The 19,492-nt window shown below is 52.1% G+C and carries 18 protein-coding genes and 1 tRNA gene; 6 read left to right on the top strand and 13 right to left on the bottom strand.

The features are described from left to right. Positions 1-5 precede the first annotated feature (5 nt). From cutA to JHD74_RS12330, 4 genes are all read left to right on the top strand, one after another. Positions 6-329 (top strand): divalent cation tolerance protein CutA, encoded by a 324-nt coding sequence (gene cutA, locus JHD74_RS12345; protein WP_021807588.1) that lies wholly within the window; start codon positions 6-8, stop codon positions 327-329. Next, on the top strand, positions 305-2,020 hold the full coding sequence (locus JHD74_RS12340; protein WP_199062796.1) for a protein-disulfide reductase DsbD: 1,716 nt from the start codon (positions 305-307) through the stop codon (positions 2,018-2,020). Before cutA ends, JHD74_RS12340 begins: the two co-directional genes overlap by 25 nt. Before the next feature lie 40 nt (positions 2,021-2,060). Then, positions 2,061-2,636 (top strand): transcriptional regulator, encoded by a 576-nt coding sequence (locus JHD74_RS12335; protein WP_024530208.1) that lies wholly within the window; start codon positions 2,061-2,063, stop codon positions 2,634-2,636. Positions 2,637-2,779: 143 nt separating this feature from the next. Continuing rightward, positions 2,780-2,855, top strand: a tRNA-Phe gene (locus tag JHD74_RS12330). Positions 2,856-2,938: 83 nt separating this feature from the next. On the opposite strand, the gene JHD74_RS12325 is transcribed toward JHD74_RS12330, so the two are convergent. The 12 genes from JHD74_RS12325 to JHD74_RS12270 form a co-directional block, all read right to left on the bottom strand. Continuing rightward, on the bottom strand, positions 2,939-4,372 hold the full coding sequence (locus JHD74_RS12325; protein ID WP_024531096.1) for an anion permease: 1,434 nt from the start codon (positions 4,370-4,372) through the stop codon (positions 2,939-2,941). A 185-nt stretch (positions 4,373-4,557) separates the two neighbouring features. Further along, the gene (gene acnB / locus JHD74_RS12320) at positions 4,558-7,134 is read right to left on the bottom strand and encodes a bifunctional aconitate hydratase 2/2-methylisocitrate dehydratase (RefSeq protein ID WP_199062795.1); all 2,577 of its coding nucleotides are present in this window, start codon (positions 7,132-7,134) and stop codon (positions 4,558-4,560) included. Positions 7,135-7,178: 44 nt separating this feature from the next. Further along, positions 7,179-7,757 carry an alpha/beta hydrolase gene (locus tag JHD74_RS12315; RefSeq protein ID WP_024531094.1) on the bottom strand — a complete coding sequence of 193 codons (579 nt, stop codon included), beginning with the start codon at positions 7,755-7,757 and terminating at the stop codon, positions 7,179-7,181. Between the two features lie 25 nt (positions 7,758-7,782). After that, positions 7,783-8,655, bottom strand: coding sequence for a triphosphoribosyl-dephospho-CoA synthase CitG (gene citG, locus JHD74_RS12310; protein WP_074031788.1), 873 nt, complete (start codon positions 8,653-8,655; stop codon positions 7,783-7,785). Beyond that, a complete protein-coding gene (citX, locus tag JHD74_RS12305; protein WP_074031787.1) occupies positions 8,627-9,175 on the bottom strand; it encodes a citrate lyase holo-[acyl-carrier protein] synthase in 549 nt (182 codons plus the stop codon). The genes citG and citX overlap by 29 nt, the downstream gene beginning before the upstream one ends. Continuing rightward, complete coding sequence (citF, locus tag JHD74_RS12300; RefSeq protein ID WP_074031829.1) at positions 9,172-10,695, bottom strand: citrate lyase subunit alpha; 1,524 nt, start codon at positions 10,693-10,695, stop codon at positions 9,172-9,174. The genes citX and citF overlap by 4 nt, the downstream gene beginning before the upstream one ends. Before the next feature lie 29 nt (positions 10,696-10,724). Continuing rightward, positions 10,725-11,600 carry a citrate (pro-3S)-lyase subunit beta gene (gene citE / locus JHD74_RS12295; RefSeq protein WP_024531090.1) on the bottom strand — a complete coding sequence of 292 codons (876 nt, stop codon included), beginning with the start codon at positions 11,598-11,600 and terminating at the stop codon, positions 10,725-10,727. Further along, positions 11,600-11,890, bottom strand: a complete 291-nt coding sequence (citD, locus tag JHD74_RS12290) for a citrate lyase acyl carrier protein (protein ID WP_074031786.1) — start codon at positions 11,888-11,890, stop codon at positions 11,600-11,602. Before citD ends, citE begins: the two co-directional genes overlap by 1 nt. 66 nt (positions 11,891-11,956) lie before the next feature. Next, on the bottom strand, positions 11,957-13,003 hold the full coding sequence (gene citC / locus JHD74_RS12285; RefSeq protein WP_199062794.1) for a [citrate (pro-3S)-lyase] ligase: 1,047 nt from the start codon (positions 13,001-13,003) through the stop codon (positions 11,957-11,959). An 80-nt stretch (positions 13,004-13,083) separates the two neighbouring features. Beyond that, positions 13,084-13,944 (bottom strand): fumarylacetoacetate hydrolase family protein, encoded by an 861-nt coding sequence (locus JHD74_RS12280; RefSeq protein WP_074031785.1) that lies wholly within the window; start codon positions 13,942-13,944, stop codon positions 13,084-13,086. Between the two features lie 81 nt (positions 13,945-14,025). Further along, positions 14,026-15,270 (bottom strand): MFS transporter, encoded by a 1,245-nt coding sequence (locus JHD74_RS12275; protein WP_074031784.1) that lies wholly within the window; start codon positions 15,268-15,270, stop codon positions 14,026-14,028. Between the two features lie 87 nt (positions 15,271-15,357). Beyond that, positions 15,358-16,449 (bottom strand): 4-oxalomesaconate tautomerase, encoded by a 1,092-nt coding sequence (locus JHD74_RS12270; protein WP_024531085.1) that lies wholly within the window; start codon positions 16,447-16,449, stop codon positions 15,358-15,360. Positions 16,450-16,611: 162 nt separating this feature from the next. On the opposite strand from JHD74_RS12270, the gene JHD74_RS12265 reads away from it, so the two are divergent. Next, positions 16,612-17,538: a LysR family transcriptional regulator gene (locus JHD74_RS12265; protein ID WP_024531084.1), complete on the top strand. Its 927-nt coding sequence runs from the start codon at positions 16,612-16,614 to the stop codon at positions 17,536-17,538. Positions 17,539-17,938: 400 nt separating this feature from the next. Beyond that, positions 17,939-19,042, top strand: a complete 1,104-nt coding sequence (locus JHD74_RS12260; protein WP_074031783.1) for a hypothetical protein — start codon at positions 17,939-17,941, stop codon at positions 19,040-19,042. Between the two features lie 225 nt (positions 19,043-19,267). Here the strand turns inward: JHD74_RS12260 and JHD74_RS12255 are convergent. Beyond that, positions 19,268-19,492 (bottom strand): hypothetical protein (locus JHD74_RS12255; protein ID WP_199062793.1); only part of this gene is annotated, 225 nt, incomplete at its 5' end.

Raw genomic sequence — 19,492 nt, 5'->3', positions numbered from 1 at the left:
CGAAGATGTCTGATTGCGAAGCTATCGTCATACTCTGTACCGCACCCGATGAAGCCACAGCGCAAGAGCTGGCGGCACGCGTCCTGGGGGAGAAACTGGCGGCCTGCGCCACGCTGCTGCCTGGGGCAACATCGCTGTATTACTGGGAAGGGAAACTGCAACAGGAATACGAAGTGCAGATGCTGTTTAAAAGCGATCGCCAGCATCAACAAGCGCTACTCACCTACCTGAAACAACATCACCCGTACCAGACACCCGAACTGTTGGTACTGCCGGTGATGGCTGGAGATAAAGATTACCTGTCATGGATCAACGCCTCATTAAACTGATATTGCTGCTGTGCAGCCTGTTCTTCCTGCCCGCTGCGGCTCAGGCTTCACTGTTCGGCCAAAACGCGGGCAACCAGTTCGTCCCCGTCGATCAGGCATTTGCCTTTGATTTTAAACAACAGGGCCCCCAACTGACGCTAAGCTGGCAAATCCGCCCTGGTTATTACCTGTACCGTCAGCAAATCAAGCTGGTGCCACAGCAGGCAACGCTAGGCCAGTTCGAGCTGCCCGCCGGGCTGAAGCATAAAGATGAATTCTTTGGTGAAGTGGCGATATTCAAGGAGCCATTGGCCCTGAGCATTCCCTTGTTGCAGGCGGGTGACAATGCCAGCCTGAGCGTCACCTATCAAGGGTGTGCTGAGGCCGGTTTCTGCTATCCACCGGAAACCCGCGTGATCCCACTGAGCGCAGTGGCGCTTGCCGCAGAGCCCGCAGCAGCGGTAACCGTAGCACCAGCAGAAACAGCACCGGCCAATCTGCCCTTCTCCCCTCTGTGGGCCTTGTTGATTGGTATCGGTATTGCGTTTACCCCTTGCGTGTTGCCGATGTATCCGCTGATTTCCGGCATTATTCTGGGCCGTGAGCGGCCACACAGCAGCGGGCGCATTCTGGTGCTGGCCGTGGTATATGTGCAAGGCATGGCGCTGACCTATACCCTGCTCGGCCTGGTGGTTGCCGCCGCCGGGTTGCAGTTCCAGGCCGCGCTGCAACACCCTTACGTGCTGATCGGTCTGTCGGTGCTGTTTGTCGCCCTGGCTCTGTCCATGTTCGGCTGCTACTCCTTGCAGCTCCCCTCTTCACTGCAAACGCGGCTGGCCAACTGGAGCAACACCCAGCAGGGTGGCTCGCTGGTGGGCGTGTTTGTGATGGGCGCTCTGGCAGGCCTGATCTGCTCGCCATGCACCACCGCCCCACTCAGCGCCATCCTGTTGTACATCGCCCAAAGCGGTAATATGTGGGCCGGTGGTGGCACGCTCTATCTGTATGCCTTGGGGATGGGTATCCCGCTGGTGATCGTGACGCTCTTCGGCAACCGCCTGCTGCCACGCAGCGGCCCGTGGATGCAGTACGTCAAAGAAGCCTTTGGCTTTGTGATCCTGGCGCTGCCGGTGTTCCTGCTTGAGCGGGTGATCGGCGACGTCTGGGGGCTGCGCCTGTGGAGCCTGCTCGGCCTGGCATTCTTCGGCTGGGCATTCGTCCTGAGCCTGAAATCATCCCGTGGCTGGACGCGAGCCATCCAGGTGCTGCTACTGGCGGCGCTGGTGATTTCGGCGCGCCCATTGCAAGACTGGGCATTCGGCAACGCCGCCTCTGAGCAGGCGGCCCAGCCACATCTGAACTTCACCCGTATCAGTAACGTTGAGCAGCTTAACCAGGCGCTGCAACAGGCGCAGGGCAAGCCGGTAATGCTGGATCTGTATGCGGACTGGTGTGTCGCCTGCAAAGAGTTTGAGAAGTACACCTTCAGCGATCCGGCGGTGCAGGCCCAATTGGCCGATACGGTGTTGCTGCAGGCCGACGTAACGGCCAACAATGCCGAGCAGGCTGCCTTGCTCAGGCACTTGCAGGTGCTTGGCTTGCCGACCATTTTGTTCTTTGACCGAGATGGCAAAGAGTTACCCGCAGCTCGCGTGACGGGCTTTATGAACGCAGAAGCCTTCGACGCACATTTGCAGAAAACCACTCGGTAAACGACACTGAGTTTCAGAACATTTTTTGGAGGGAGCACTAGTGCAACGTGAACAGGTTTTAAATACAGCCTTGGAGCTGTTGGAAAAACAGGGCCTGGCGACCACCACCTTGGAAATGCTGGCAGAAAAACTGGGTGTGCCATACAGTGATTTCAAACCGTTCTGGCCAGACCGTGAGGCACTGCTGTATGACTGCCTGCGCTACCACGGCCAACAAATTGATACCTGGCGCCGCCAGTTGCAGCTTGATGAGACGTTGAGCCCGCAGCAAAAGCTGCTGGCGCGTTATGACGTGCTGGCAGAGCACGTACAGAATGAACGTTACCCTGGCTGCCTGTTTATTGCCGCCTGTAGCTTCTTCCCTGAGAGCGACCATCCGATCCATCAACTGGCCGAGCAGCAGAAGCTCACCTCACTGGACTTCACCCGCGATCTGTTGCGTGAGATGGATGCCGACGACGCCGACTCGGTAGCGCAACAAATGGAGTTGGTGCAGGAGGGTTGCTTGAGCAAGTTACTGATAAAACGCCAGTTGCAGGATGTCGCCGTAGCCAAACGGCTGGCCGAAGATATCTTGCATATTGCCCAGTGCCGTAAGTTCGGTGCGTTAAGCTAAAGCGCGCAACGCTGTGACCTGGTGGCAACAGAGGTAGAATTACGCGGCCTTTGCCTGAAAAGCCAGCAATCGGCGCTGTTTTCACGTTTTTCGTCACAAATCCGTTGACGCCGCACGGCCAATACGGTTTAATGCGCCCCGTTGCCCGGATAGCTCAGTCGGTAGAGCAGGGGATTGAAAATCCCCGTGTCCTTGGTTCGATTCCGAGTCCGGGCACCATCATTTAGAAGAACCCGCCTATGGCGGGTTTTTTGCTTTTGGGTTAAAACTCCCCCCGCTATAAGCCCGCTAAACGTTTTCCTCTACAAAAAACCCTGACTGATTAAAAACTGCCACCACGGCATTCCAATCATCACGTGAACAACGAACGTGAGTAAGGCAATCACAGTCCCGGTGATCCACCATGATTTGATATCATTATAGCCAGCAGAAAAAACGATAGGCCCAGCGGCTCCACCATAGTGGGTAATGCATCCGCCATAGGAGTTGGAGAATAATATGGCTAAAGCCAGGATCATCGGCGGCGCCCCAGCCACCATGCCGACAGTGGCAAAAACCGGTACCATCGCGGCGACATAAGCACCGCCGGAAGCAAACAGATAGCGGATAAAAATGCTGATCAACAGCAGTATAATCACCACATAATTACCTGAACCGCTAAAGGTAAAGTGATGAGAAAACCAATCGGCTAACCAGGTGAAAAAACCGGTCTTGGATAAGGTACTGCTCAGACCAATAATCCCGCCATACCAAATCAGCGTGCTCCATCCACCTTTGTTTTTTAGAATATCATCCCAACTGACCACGCCAGAAAGCAAGGCAAGCACCATCACAATAATCGCAACGGTCGCCGCATCAATCCCTAACTCACCGGAGAATATCCAGCCTAGCAATGCCAACAGAAATATAATCATCAACCCTTTTTCCCTCTTCGTCATAGGGCCTAAGGTAGCCAAGCCTTCAGCAGAAAGGGTTTTATTGTCGATACATTTCAACTCTGGGGGTGAGATCTTATAAGTGATGTAGGGAATAACCGCCAGCATAATTAACCCCGGTATCCCTCCGGCCAACGCCCAACCCAGCCAACTTATCTTGATATGAAAAATGTCGGACATCAGGCTCAATGCCAACGCATTGCCAGCAAAGCCCGTTAAGAACATATAACTGGTGGTTTTCGTTACCATATAGATATTGATCATAAGAAAACGCCCGGCCTTACACGGACTCTTCTCGGGATCGGAGCCTAAGGCCACCGCGATACTATTGATGATAGGAAAAATTATGCCACCAGCTCGGGCGGTGTTTGACGGCGTCGCCGGGGCAAGGATCAAATCAAGCAATACCGTGACATAGCCGAGCCCCAGCGTGGTACTGCCTATCCGCCCAATCAGTTTATAGGCAATACGCTTTCCAAGCCCTGTGGTGACGAAAGCAGCGCTTAGGGTAAATGCGGCAAAAACCAGCCAGGTGGTCCCTGATGCATAGCCACTTAACGCTGCACTAAATTTGAGTTTGCCGTCACCCAGCGTTTCAATCACCACAGCGGATGCGGCAACCGCAGTCAATAACACCACCGGTTCGGGGTAGGGCTTAATCACCAATCCGATAATCGCTGCCAAATAAATCCCCAAAAGCTGCCAGGCCATCGGAGAAAGGCCTTCGGGTGCGGGAATAGCAAATGCCAGCAGAGGGATTACCAAGATCACCCCCATTTTCCATACATTGGTTTTTATCATAATCATTCACCTAGATATCATATTAATCGCTTAAATAATTGGCTATAGAACTCACCACCCTATTTCCTCTCAAACGGATTAAGATAATATTTGATAATATTGACGCAAATGCCCCTCAGGCATTGCCCGATAAAAGCCTGAGAGGCACGACCTTTTAATCAAGAATGCAACGCGTACCGATTAATTTAACTGGCATTCCCCCCCAGATAAAAAGGCATGGTGTTAAATGACAAATAGCGATAAGTATCCTGAGCGGTATCACTTATATTCGCCATGTAGCCAAGATATTCGTCCACCTCAGGAAGTTGCCCCGTCATGGCCGTTATCGCACTTAATTCAGCAGAGGCTAGATAAACCTTGGCATCCACACCTAACCGATTGGGGAAATTGCGGGTTGAGGTTGAAACGACACGGCTTCCCGGTTTAACCCTGGCCTGATTCCCCATACAAAGTGAACATCCTGAGGGCTCGATCCTGGCTCCTGACTTGATAAAATGACTGAAGTAGCCTTCATTGCTCAATTGTACCGCATCCATTTTTGTTGGCGGAGCTAGCCAGAAACGTGTCGCAACCTCACCTTTGTGCTGCGCCAACAGCTTACCGGCGGCACGAAAGTGACCGATATTGGTCATGCATGAGCCAATAAACACCTCGTCAATTTTTTCGCCTGCCACTTCAGAAAGTAAATGAACATCATCAGGATCGTTTGGCACACACAGGATCGGCTGTGTTATTTCAGACAAATCGATATTGATAACAGCGGCATACTCGGCATCAGAGTCTGCACTCAATAACTGAGGGTTGGCCAGCCAGGCCTCCATCTCCTTGATTCGTTGCCGGAGAGTCGGCTGATCCTGATAACCCTGTGTCATCATCCAATTGAGTAACACCACGTTGGATCTTAGATACTCTTCAACTTCAGGTTGCCCGAGTTTAACCGTACACGCCGCCGCGGAACGTTCAGCCGAGGCGTCGGCCAGTTCAAATGCCTGTTCAACCTTCAGCCCCGTCAATCCCTCAATTTCGAGGATACGGCCTGAGAACACATTCTTTTTATCCTGCTTGGCAATCGTCAGCAGGCCCTCTCTGATGGCGAAATACGGAATGGCGTGCACTAAATCGCGCAGTGTGATCCCCGGTTGCCTCTCACCATGAAAACGGATCAAGACCGATTCGGGCATATCCAATGGCATAATCCCGGTTGCCGCCGCAAAAGCCACCAGCCCCGAACCTGCAGGAAATGAAATGCCTATCGGGAATCGGGTATGGGAGTCAGCCCCAGTCCCCACAGTGTCCGGCACTAGCATACGGTTTAACCATGAATGGATGATGCCGTCACCGGGGCGCAGTGAAACCCCACCTCGTTGGGTCATAAAGTCAGGTAATGTCTGTTGCAGATTAACATCGACTAGCTTGGGATAGGCCGACGTATGGCAAAACGATTGCATCACCAGATCGGCAGAAAACCTCAGGCAGGCAAGATCTTTCAACTCATCCCTCGTCATGCCACCGGTAGTATCCTGCGAGCCTACCGTGCTCATTTTTGGCTCACAATACTGCCCCGGGCGCACCCCTACGGTGCCACAGGCTTTACCCACTATTTTTTGTGCCAAGGTGTAGCCGGTGTGCTTTTCTGCCGGAACAGCAGCCTGCCGAAATACGTCACTAGGCGGCAATCCCAATGAAGTACGCGCTTTAGCAGTGAGATCACGGCCAATAATCAGCGGAATGCGTCCCCCCGCCCTGACTTCATCCAAAAGTACCGGGCTTTTTAACACAAACCGGCTCACGACATCTTCACTGCCATGGCGACGGATCTCGCCTTGGGCTGGATAAAGGTCGATCACATCGCCCATTTCCAGCGAGGTGATGTCTACTTCAATCGGCAGTGCCCCCGAGTCCTCCAGCGTATTGAAGAAGATCGGCGCAATTTTCCCCGCCAGCACTATGCCGCCACAGCGTTTGCCGGGTACAAAAGGAATATCCTGGCCGATATACCATAAGATCGAATTGGTTGCCGATTTACGCGATGAACCGGTGCCGACAACATCCCCCACATAGGCTAAAGGATGACCGACCTGGCTTAACGCCGCTAACTGGCTGACAGGCCCGATGATGCCTGGCAGATCGGGCGTGATGCCCTCACGGGGAACACTCAGCATCGCCAGCGCATGCAGTGGAATATCAGGGCGTGACCAAGCTTCTGGCGCAGGAGACAAATCGTCAGTATTAGTTTCTCCCGTCACCCTCATCACCGTTAAGGTGATTTTTTCTGCTACCGCTGGGCGAGAGGTAAACCATTGCGCGTCGGCCCAAGAACGAAGAACCTGCTGAGCCAGTACATTACCTTGCCGGGCCTTGCTTTCAACCTCGGCAAATTTGTCGAAAACCAGTAACGTCGCAGCCAGCGCTTTGGCAGCCAAAGGGGCTAATACCTCATCATCAAGCAAGTCTATCAATGGCTGTACGTTATATCCCCCCTGCATCGTACCTAAGAGGCGCACCGCTTCTTCTCGGGTTATCATCGGGGAGTCAGCTTTTTGCTGCGCAATATGGTCAAGAAATTCCGCCTTGATTTTTGCGGCATCGTCCACCCCGGAGGGCACGTGGTGAGCTAATAATTGCAGTAAGAAATCCCCTTCGTCCGGTACCGCTGATTGCAGCAATTTAACCAGTTGGGCCACTTGTTCGGCCGTTAACGGTTTGGGTGGGATGCCTTTTTCGGCGCGCTCAGCGCTATGTTGCTTATAGTCGGCTAACATTGCTTTCTCCTGAAAACCCATTAAAAATTCATGTTAAAAATATTTTACTCATTGAATTTATTGATCACTTGCTTAGCAAACTGCCCCACCCGTGTCAGGCCGTAGTCCCAGGCACCAAACCCGGATTCCGCATTGATATGCCCTGCCTCACCGACATCAACCAGCTCACTACCCCATACCCGTGCCCAATATTCTGCGCGGGTAAAACGCATTAACGGGTCGTTATGGCTGGCAAATGCCAGGCTCGGTACCGCCAAAGGCTGGTTATTGATGCGCTCTTCTAATTCAAAACGTAGCGGCTCGGCCGGTGCCACCAATACCACTCCGGCCACTCCCGAAATCCCACTCTGGACGACATAACATGACGCCAAGGCACCAAAGCTGTGTCCGATCAAAATAGCGGGTTGCTTACAGGCCAATAGCTCCCGCCGGATAGCTAATCCCCAACTGTCCAAATCTGCCTGAAACCAGTCCCGCTGGCGGATCCTGCGCCACGATGGAAAACGCCGGGACCAGTAGCTTTGCCAATGCTCCTCACCGCTGTCGCGCACCCCAGGGACCAGTATCATGGTCAGGTGTGCCGCCACCTCGGCCAGGGCGCTGTCCACTTCTGTCATGTGCATCAGACTCGATCCTTGTTAAAACCCGTCAGCATGGGTACTGAGCCAATAGCCAGGTCACAGCCAGCAGATCGGCACTGCCACCGGGGCTGAGGTTATCCGCGGTCATCCGTTGATCCAGCATAATCAACGCCCTGCGACGCTCGGCGAGCCCTGCGTCCTGCATCTCTAACAGTTGCCGGGCCTGGCGTTGTACAAAACGCAAACCAGCAAGCCCGCCACGCGACACCAGATTGGTATCGCAGTTATGCGCCATCAGCGTCAGCAGCACATGCCATAACACCTGCTCTTCCGCGTAGCCGGCTTTGCAAGCCTGCTGCCACGCAGGTAATGCGTATTGCCGTACCGTCATGAACCCGCTGGCGGCTTCCCCCCTAGCCCCCTTCATGCCGTATTGCTGATACAACCGCTCGCCAACCGTGGCAACCCGACACCCCTGAACCAGCTCCTGCTCCACCAGATGAGCGCTCAGGGACGACACTGCCTGGCAAAGTGTGGTGCTGGTAATCGCCTGCTGCTGCCCCGCCAGGCGCCCCGCCGCCGTACACAACAAACCCAGCGAGAAAATGCCCCCCTTGTGAGTATTCACTCCGCCAGTAGCCCGGAACATATCCTGCTCACACGCCAGCCCCACCGGCCTCACCTTACTTAAGGCCACGTAGCCTTTCTCGTTGGCCGACAGTTCACCCACCGTGACGAAACGACTGAACCAGGGAGCTATCGCCGCGATGCTGCGGCGAAACAACGGCAAATCCATGTCACGGTGAGCGCCATTACTTTCCCGGTCCACCAATCCCGGTTTGGGAGTCAGTTCCACTTCACGTCGTAAAGCTTCGACGGCCCATTGCGCAATGGTGCCAGCAGTAATGGGCTCACACTGATAAGCTGTTGACGTAGTCATCAATCTTGTCCTCTATACTCTGTAACAACCGCGATAGCGGGTGTTTGCCAGAACGGGCACAAGCATGTGCAGGTTCATCGCAAACCAGACAGGTACGAGCGGGTTGCCCGAAACGACTGCGGCTCAATAACCCCTCCTGTGGGCTAAAAACATCCATATCCCATAACCGCCCTAGAGGGTGATGGTTTTCCAACGCAACCGTGGCACGTTTTACCGCCACTGCTGGCGCCGTTACCGCCCAGAAAGCCTCCGCGCCTTCAGGCAACCAGAAAACCTGATGCTGACTGATCCCCCACCCGGCTCCCTGAACCAACTGCCCAAACGTCATTAGTGCCACCTGCATGACCTGACGAGCTTGTGGGCTATCTTTAACCTCGCCAGGCCAGACCAACGTCAGTGAAACCAGGGTCTCTTGCCAGCGCTCCAACCAGAGTCTTTGCCGCTCGGCCCGTCGATCCCGGGCGGCCAGCAATGCCTCCAGCGTCACCGGGGTGACCGCAACAGCAGGTGCGCTACTCACGGCTGTTTCACCTGGCGGACAACGTCTATAACGCTACCGTCGCGGTAACGGATCACTCCGACAATGCGATCCTCAAACTCGATGGGTTTCGGTTCACCGCAAATTTCCAATGTTCGCTGATGCAGTGTTTCAATGCTCATGAGCGGCAGACCCGCGGCCAACAGGCGTTGGTATACCTCAGGACGTGCAGGATTCACCGCAATACCATGGTCGGTGACCAACACATCAATGCTTTCGCCAGGGGTGACGCAGGTCGTCACATGGCGTACCACCGTAGGAATACGGCTGCGGATCAAGGGGGCGACCACGATGGTCAGATTAGCGGCGGCAGCCACATCACAATGCCCCCCCGAAGCCCCGCGCATGACACCGTCCGATCCGGTTATCACGTTAACGTTGAAATCGAGGTCAATCTCCAACGCGCTGAGGATGACGATATCCAACTGGTCACAACAGGCCGCTTTGGCCGCCGGGTTGGCGTAAACGCTGGTCGAAATTTCCACATGTCGCGGATTTTTTGCCAGTGAGGAGGCTGCGCTACTGTCAAAGCTTTGCGTATCCAGCAGGGTTTCAATCAAGCCTTTCTCGTGCAGATCGACGAGGCTGCCGGTGATCCCCCCCAACGCAAAACTCGCCACAATGTTTTGGCGTAACATGCGGGCTTCAAGAAAACGGGTGCAGGCCGTTGATGCAGCACCAGAGCCGGTTTGTACCGAAAAACCGTTGTTGAAATAGCCTGAATGCTCGATCACATCGGCAGCTGTTCGGGCAATCATCAGCTCGCGTGGGTTACTGGTCACACGCGCCGCCCCTACGCTGATTTTCGCCGGGTCACCCACCTCTGTGACCTGCACTATGCTATCTACCTGAGTCTGCAGAATACTGGCTGGCAGGTTGGGGAATGGGACGATTTCCTCGGTCAGCAGCACCACGTGGCGAGCATACTGTGCATCCACCATCGCATAACCCAGTGAGCCACAGCGTGACTGGCCTGCAGTCCCGTTGGCATTGCCATACTCATCGCTGCAAGGCACACCGAGGAAGGCCACATCAATGGTGATTTCACCACTTTCGATCAGCTTCACCCGCCCGCCATGAGAATGGATCTGCACCGGTTCCTTCATCAGCCCGTTAGAGATCGCCTCTGCCAGTGGGCCACGCATGCCCGAGGTATAAATTTTGCTGATAACGCCGTTGCGAATATGTTCGATCAGCGGCGCATTGCAGGTCATCAGAGAGCTGGAAGCCAAGGTAATGTTTTTCAGCCCCTGCCTGGCCAGAGCGTCCACCACGGTATTGATGACTTTATCACCCTCACGAAATCCATGATGAAAGGAGATGGTCATACCGTCTCGCAAAACACTGCGGGTAATGGCGTCTTCCAGGCTGGTACACAGTTTGCGCTCATGCTTTTGACGGGCATCGGCCAGGTAAGGAGTATGGGCGTTAGCACCACTGAATAGCGTCCAGTGATGCTCATCGGCACAGTGCTGGCGCAATGAATCAATTACATTAATCATCGACTTTTCCCGTTGGTTCCGTTTATTCATCATTGGCGCACACCTGATGCATGGGCGCGATCGAGTACGATGCGGGCATGATTAATGATCGGGGCATCAATCATTTTCCCATTCAGTGAGATGACTCCAAGACCTGCACGCTCACCTTCTTCTGCAGCGGCAATCACCCGCACTGCGTAATCCACATCTTCCTGTGTCGGCGCGTAGGCGTTGTGCAACAACTCTATCTGGCGGGGATTAATCAGAGATTTGCCGTTAAAGCCCATTCGGCGGATCAGGTCCACCTCACGTAGGAAACCCGCTTCATCATTGATATCGGAATACACCACATCAAATGCATCAATTCCTGCCGCCCGTGCCGCATGCAGCACCGCGTTACGCGCATAGAACAGCTCGGTTCCATCACCCCGTTCAGTTTGCATATCCATCACATAATCAAACGCGGCCAAAGCAATCCCCATCAGACGTGGAGAAGAGCGGGCAATTGCCACCGCATTGATTACGCCAACCGCCGATTCAATCGCCGCCATCAAACGGGTTGATCCCACAGGGCGACCGCAGGACTCTTCAATGCGGGCAACTTCATTTTCCAGTTGGTAAATATCATCCGGGCTGTCGGTTTTTGGCAGACGAATTACATCAGCACCGCCGCGAACCGCTGCCTGCAAATCTTTCAAACCAAATGGCGTATTTAGCGGATTGATGCGTACCACCGTTTCAATGTCGCGATACATCGGGAGTTGCAGTGCATGAAAGACCAAAATGCGGGCGCTGTCTTTTTCCCGCAGAGACACCGCATCTTCCAGGTCAAACATGATTGAATCCGGTTTATACACAAATGCAGTCGACAACATGGCCGCATTTGAACCGGGGAGAAATAACATGCTTCGCCGCAGCTTTTTCATCACAGCACCTCCCAGTTGAGCGTCTCTTCCTGTGTACCGCGTAACACCGCACACTGAACCCTGGCTCGGATAACACAATCCAGTGCACCTTTGTCATCAATGATCACCAGCCCATCCGTGACATCTAGCGCCTTCAGGGTTTGGTGCACGACTGCCGCTATCTGCTCACCAAACTGCTTGAACACTTCACTGTTAATGACGATGTCCAACCCTCCCTCTGACGGACTCACCTTGACCAACAAATCGCTGGACTCAAAGGTGCCGGCCAGAGCCGCCTTAGTTATTTTCATGGTATGAATTCCTGCCTCGAGTCATTTGTAAAATGGATAACCTTATTGACGGTTGATGAACGCATTTCATGATGTACAGACCGGTAAGCAATAGGGTTGCAGATAGGGCAACGTGGTCTTGGGCACAATGTCCTCAATAGCCTCTGCCTGGTGTTGGCGTAATAGCTGGCGTACATCGGAAGCAGAAATCGCCCGGCCATTCATGGTGGTTTTACGGTCGATCTCCACCACGCTTACTGCCCGTGAGGCTGTGTTGTCTGAGTCTTCCAGCCAGTAATGCATAGCATCGTTATATTGTGCTGTGACTACGCAATGGGGTTCCGTGCCGACAAAACGGTGAGTGATCCCTAACGCAGGCGCGATATAGCAGCGGAAAACAAGCAGATCCATCGCTGAATAGGTTTCGTTAACCACCTTCTGTTCTTTGAGGAAATAACTGGGGAATGTTGCCCGTGAAATCAGGTAACAAGTGCCGGGGTGGACCGTGAGACCACTGAGGTCGGCCACGCCTTGGCGTACCATTTCCAACCGTTGCGCGAACGGGAACAGTGAAACATCCTCACTTACGACAAAGATATGCAACCAATCACAGGCTTGCAGTGCCTGTTCTACCAAATAGCGGTGGCCAAGAGTGAAGGGGTTGGCATTCATCACGATACAGCCGATACGCTTGCCCGGTTGCCTGAACGGCTGGAGCGAGGCGCGATACCGGGCTATACCCACTGGCGTGTTTTCCAGCAACACGCTGATACCTGGAACCTCGGCTATCGGGAAAAAACCGCATCCGCGGAAGAAAACCTTATTTTCAGGGCGGGTATACAAGAAAAGGTGTAGGTTGCCACGCTGTGCTGCCAGCTTAGCCACCTCTTCGACAATCCGTACGCTGAGCTTTTCCCCACGCCAGGCAATATCCACGGCCACACACTTGATGGTGTTACCCGCCAAACCGGCACAGGCGATGATGTTTTTGCCCTTGCGGGCAATGACAAACAGCTCAATGTCCCGATCTACCCCGAGATGGCAATGCTGTAAAAACGAGTGTATCTCTCCGATCCAAACGACATCATCAGTAACTGAAATCACTTCAAATTCAACAGAGTCAATGATATCCATCAAGGGCACTCCCAGACTGCCGTCCATAACGTCACTCCCACCTTTTTGACATCTCTGCTGATGTTCTGGAGCCCGTTTTATTACGCAGGAATGTTGCATCGTGAACTGGCTTCAACAATTGAGTTACGTAAATGACCAATGTTTTCAATCTCTACTTCGATACAATCCCCCGGTTTCATAAACAGTGGAGGATTACGTTTTTTCCCAACCCCACCCGGCGAACCAGTGATGATGACGTCACCTGGACGGAGGAAGGTGAAAGTACTGATGTACTCAATTAATTCAGCGACTTTGTAGATCATGCTGCTGGTATGGTCGTCTTGCACCAAGTGGCCATTCAGATAGGTACGGATAGATAAAGCATGGGGATCGGGAATTTCATCGACCGTGGTGAGAAAAGGCCCAAAAGAGCCGGTTTTACGCCAGTTCTTACCGGCGGTATACCAACTGTGCTGCCAGTCACGTACCGAGCCGTCCATATAACAGCTGTAACCCGCGACATACTCAAAAGCCTGCTCACGTCCAATGTTCTCACCTGATTTACCAATAATGACAGCCAACTCACCTTCGTAATCAAACTCCTTGGTTAACCAAGGTTTGATAACATCGGTATCGTGGCCGGTTTGAGAGTCGGCAAAGCGGACGAATAACGTGGGCGCAGGGTTCTGTTCATTAAACTCTTTACGCTTCTCCGCATAATTCATACCGACACAAAGGATTTTACCTGGCTGTTCAATTACCGGTAGGAAGGTAAGATCATCGAGCGAAACATCAGGCTGGCAACGGATAAATTCACGAGCCAATGCAAGAGCATCACCTTCCAATAATGATTTCAAAGTGGGGTAGCGCGCACCAATTCTATCCCCCAGATCGATAATGCCGTTGGGAGTATAAATACCGTAACTTTTTTGACCACCGTGGCTATAGCTTGCGAGTTTCATAAAAGGGCCTATTGGATTTTCCTGGGCCAGCAATAAAAATGCTCATTGCCGGCAATAGTAATTCACTGCTTAAATATGGGGCTACTTATTACTCTTGGCGGGGACGAGTAGGATGTTACCTACCGCACCTAAATAATTGGCCACCACAATCCCAACCCCTAGCAAGGCGATAATGAACCCGGTCATCCCAGGCCAGCCGAATGTGGCAAAAACCTGTCCATTGCAATAACCGATTACCGAGCCGCCCATATAGTAGAAGAACAAGTATAACCCCGTTGCTTGCCCGCGAGAATGGGTCGCATTTTTACTCACCCAGCTTAAGCCGATAGAGTGACAACCGAAGAAGCATCCGGTAAAAATGACTGCGCCAACAATGAATACGGCGGTATTTTGTGTCAACGTCAGCAACATCCCGACAATCATCATCACGAAAAGGCCAGCCAATACTTTCATTCCACCGAACTTCGCTGATAAACGCCCTGCCTGTGGTGCGGTGAAGAAACTCAAAGCAAAACTGAATGAAATCAATCCAGCTTGCGCATGTGATACATTAAACGGTTCTTTAGCCAAGAAGAAGGCAAGATAGTTATACAAAGAGGTAAACACACCGAAAATAATAAAACTGACGACAAACATTAGCGCCAATTTTTTATTTTTAAAGTGCTGTGCGCCTTCTTTCAGAACACGGGTAAAATTAATATTTTTTGATGCCTGGAATTTTTGGGACTCCGGCAAGACAAAATATACCATCAGCGAGACCATCATCAAAAGCACGGCAAAGCCGTAGAAGATGATGTCGATGGAGACATAGTCAATGAGTTGGCTGGCCAAAACACGTCCTGACATACCGCCTATCGAGTTACCAAATACAAAGTATCCGGTGACCACCCCAGCCACGACCGGAGCGACCTCCTCACTGATATAAGCGGTCGCCGCTGCCGCTATACCGCTGAGCGCCAGCCCAATAACACCGCGTAGCATCACCAACAACGCCCAGGATTCAACGAGGGGACATAGGAGAGTGAGTACGCCCCCGGTAAACAGCGATACTATAATTAACCGTTTCCGTCCAAATCGGTCTGAGAGCGTGCCGGTAAATAGCAAGCCTATCGCCAGTAACGCGGTCTCCGCGGAAAGAATAATACTGACATGGCTAACGGCAACGTCATACTCAATGGCTAAACGAGGAAGCAGAGGTTGTATAAAAAATAAAGAGGCTAGTTCAGCCAACCCTGAGATAGCCAGGGCCAATATTACGCGATAATAATTTCTGGCACTAACACCACTGCCTTTTCCTGGCAGATCAGCCGATTTGGACACAGTCATTATGACCTCATAGTTATATTGAGTGTAGGTACAGAGAGATAAGTCACAGTTAAATAAAACATGTCTAATCATTGAGGTAATACGAAATCAATAAACGCCTTCCGTTTCTAAATCCCCTTCAGCCACACACACATTGCCAACAAATAATTTCCGGGCAGTCCTTATCACTGAGGCGCGAACACTTTCCATTTCACTACCTGTTTTAACTAAAGAGATATCAATTTTTCCGCTGGGGTGCTCAATGACGACGTGTTCGAGAAAGTCACCCGCCGGTTGGTCAACGAATTGATTGGCTATACTCCCTGGCATTAGGCAAGCGGTAGCAATGCCTACTGATCCCGTAATGGCTAATGATTTATGACAATTATGGGGCATAAAATAACGGACTTTTAAGGTACCCCCCGCGCTGGCCTCGCTTACTAATACCGGCTTAGGTATCACCTTTTTACTGACATCGCCTAACCCCATGGCCAAACCGGCTTTTAATCTGATGCTTTCGAGCATCTGAAGAAAATTTTTATCCGCGTCTAAAGCCTGTGGCGATTCGTCACCACGCTTACCTAAATCGCAGGCGTTGATTAATACCATGGGCATAGCCATATCAATGCAAGTCACACCGATACCCTCAATAACATCGATGACCTTACCTGTCGGGAGTAATTTACCCGTTTTGGAGCCAGCAGAATTCAAGAAAGTCAGCCCAACCGGTGCCGCACTACCTGGTACGCCATCGATCGTGGTATCGCCTTCGTAGGTCACAATCTTATCAGGGGTCTGAATATCAGCATCGATCAGGGTGCCGGTATTGAGATTACGAATTCGCACCCGGGTCACGGGATCGGTAGCAACCACCAACCCCTTTTCAATAGCAAAAGGCCCAACGGCACACAGCATATTGCCGCAGTTTGGCGTGGTATCCACATGCCGCTCTTTTACCATCACCTGTGCAAACAGATAATCGATATCAGCATCAGCGCTGGTCGATGGGCTCACTATCGCCACCTTACTGGTTTGCGGGCTTCCACCACCGATACCATCGATTTCAAGTTCATGACCGGCCCCCATCAAGGACAAGAGTATTTCATCTCTTGCTTCACGTTCCTGAGGTAAATCACTGGCCAATAATACGGGACCTTTAGAGGTCCCTCCACGCATGAGCACACAAGGGATCTGCAACATAATTAATCATCTCGGCAGTGAACAACTTTTGATGACACAAGATTCCCATAAGGTGATCAATTACTCTAATGCCGAAAATCGGGAGATTGATTCGATTTTGACATTAATACCGATGCTATCATTGTGGTTAAACAGGCCTCTTTCTTCATTTAGGATTACGCTATGCAGCATGAGCTACAAGGGATCCAAGCTTTTGTAAAAGTTGCAGAATTTTGTTGCTTTACCAAGGCAGCTGAGGTGCTGAACGTCACTCAACCCGCGCTGACGCGCAGAATTAAAAAGCTGGAAGAGAGCCTGGGTACGCCGCTGTTTGAACGTTCGACTCGCCGGGTCAGTCTGACCGCTGTCGGAAAGAGCTTTTTACCTAATGCACGGAATTTGCTAAATTTATTTGAAAATTCAGTGTTGAATATTAAAGAGATGGCCTCGCACCAGGTTGGGAAAGTCACGTTATCTTGTCTGCCTACTGCAGCATTCTATTTCCTGCCCACCGTTATTCGTGACTACAATGCCTCTTATCCAAATATTCGTGTGCGGATCCTTGAGCACGGTACAAATAATTGCCTAGAAGCGGTGCTAAATGGCGATGCTGACTTCGGCATTAACATGATCAATGTCACACATCCCAACGTTGAATTTATGCCGTTAGTTAATGAGCCCTTTGTGCTGGCTTGTCGACGAGACCATCCTTTGGCTCAAAAGCCATTGGTGATGTGGGAGGAATTGGATGGGTATCCACTTATTGGTGTGAGACGCTCAAGCGGTAATCGCCTTCTCATTGAGAAAGCCCTGGAGAATACCAAGTGGGATCCGAATTGGTTTTACGAAGTTCGCCATCTTTCTACCTCGTTGGGGCTGGTTGAGGCGGGCTTGGGGATTGCAGCACTTCCCAGCCTGGCCATGCCCAAAGATGACCACCCTACCTTGGTGAGCCGCCCCTTGATTGAACCGGTGGTGAGAAGAACACTCGGTTTGATTCAACGCCGTGAGGCCTCACTTAGCCCGGCAGCAGAACGATTCAAGGAAATGCTGTTACAACTGTGGTCAAACGACCGGAATAGCCCTTGGGTCGGGAAATTTAACCTGTGACTCTATGTTTGGTTGGACCTCATTAGTGCCCTGCCGACTGCGTCAGCCTCGGAACCTCAGCCCCAGGAGGCCTGTCAGTGGATCTCACTGACGCAAAAAAATCCGTGCAGCCAAACCGTAATACAAGCCCTGTAAGCTCGCAGACGACGGCAACATGCTTTTCCTCGTTCCTCCCAACTACTTTTCTGAGTTGTGACAGAAATGACATCAAGTGATCCGCTTTACGCGTACCTCATTAAAACAGCATAAAAAAACACCTGATTGTCCCCCGGTCATCAAGGAAGCAACTATTGTTAAGGTACGGGCTGTTTGTCTGCTTAAGGCTCTCACCAAAATGTTAGCGGAAAGCCCCCAAGGAAGCCGTACCACCTAAATAATATTGTCATTCTGCGAGGTGCACATGCTTTATGTTGATATCCCTAGCCGTGAAGAATATGCCTATTTAGCTGATATTCATGCGGATGCTTGTATCTCGATTTATCTTGAAACCTCGCCTCTACGTCAGCACTTAGAGGCCAGTAAAATTCAACTTGGTAACTTCATCAAGGAGGCGCTGTTGCAGGTTGCAGACAGCGGCCTGGATAAACGCCGTGTTGCCCTGTTGGAAGAACAGCTTTGTTCTGTGTTGGAAGATGAGTCATTTTGGGACCTGCATGCACGCAGCCTGGCGGTGCTTGCAACACCAGACAGTATCCGAACTTACCGGCTGGCAAATGAGCTATCCAATCGACTAGAGGTGGGCAAACGTTTCTACCTTAAACCACTACTGCGTGCGTTAACCTTCCCACATTCGGCCTACATCCTTGCACTCTCTGAAAACCAGACGCGCCTGATCGAGTTTTTTGCTGATGCTCCCGCAGAAGAGATGACAGTGCCAGAGATGCCCACCTCCATGAAGGATGCTATGGGGGATGCAGCATTGAATGACCACCATCATGGAGCGACACATCATAAAGTGCGACTCGCGCAATATACTCGCAAAATTGACCAGGCGTTACGTCCACTGTTTGCCAGACATGATTCTCCGCTGCTCCTTGTCAGTACCGAGCCGCTGGCCTCAATCTACCGTTCAACAAACTCGTTGGCTAACCTGGCAGATGAAACGCTGTTCAAAAATGCAGAGCACCTTGGTACATCTGAATTGGTAACGTTGGTGCGGCCGTTAATGGATAACTATTATCAGGAGCAATTGAACGCGTTAGCCTCGCGCTTTGAAACGCGCTTAGGAGAACGCCGGGGCACTCAGGATCTTTCAGATGCGGCAAGAGCAGCCACATTCGGCGCCATTGATTTGTTACTGATTAACCTCGACTGCAAGCTGAAAGGCACCATTGATGAGCAGGGATTAATCACTTTCAGTGACCACGATGAGGATGACACCTACGATTTAATTGATGAGATTGCCAAAAGAGCGATGGCGACCGGTGCAAGAGTTTTAGCAGTACGCAGCGACGATTTACCTTCCGGTGCCGATCTTAACGCCATATTACGTTTCCCACTATAAGGACTCTGTCTGGTTAAGGAAGGTGCGATCAAATTAGGTCGCATCTTCTTGGGAACAATCTTCCGTAGTATCAATTCTCCTCAGAGAGAAGTTTTAAACATGCCGCTTTGACTTCATCCATCAGTTGTTTAGCCAGCGGGGTCAACCCATGTTGTTGTTTATGAATCAGAACATATAGGGCATCAGGCAGTTTTTCTTTTATAGGTATAACTGTGATAAGATCTTTTACATAAGAGACATCGAGAACCGCCTCTGTCTCTTATACACATCTGACGCTGCCGACGATGCCAACTGGGTGTAGATCTCGGTGGTCGCCGGATCAGTAAGGGGGGGGGGGGGGGGGGGGGGGGGGGGGGGGGGGGGGGGGGGGGGGGGGGGGGGGGGGGGGGGGGGGGGGGGGGGGGGGGGGGGGGGGGGGGGGGGGGGGGGGGGGGGGGGGGGGGGGGGGGG

Origin of the sequence: Serratia sp. ASV30 (genome assembly GCF_016428815.1) — a bacterium.
In the GTDB taxonomy this organism is placed as follows: domain Bacteria; phylum Pseudomonadota; class Gammaproteobacteria; order Enterobacterales; family Enterobacteriaceae; genus Chania; species Chania fonticola_C.
The sequence above is the reverse complement of the archived record's forward strand: the minus strand, read 5'-3'. Positions and strand labels throughout refer to the sequence as shown.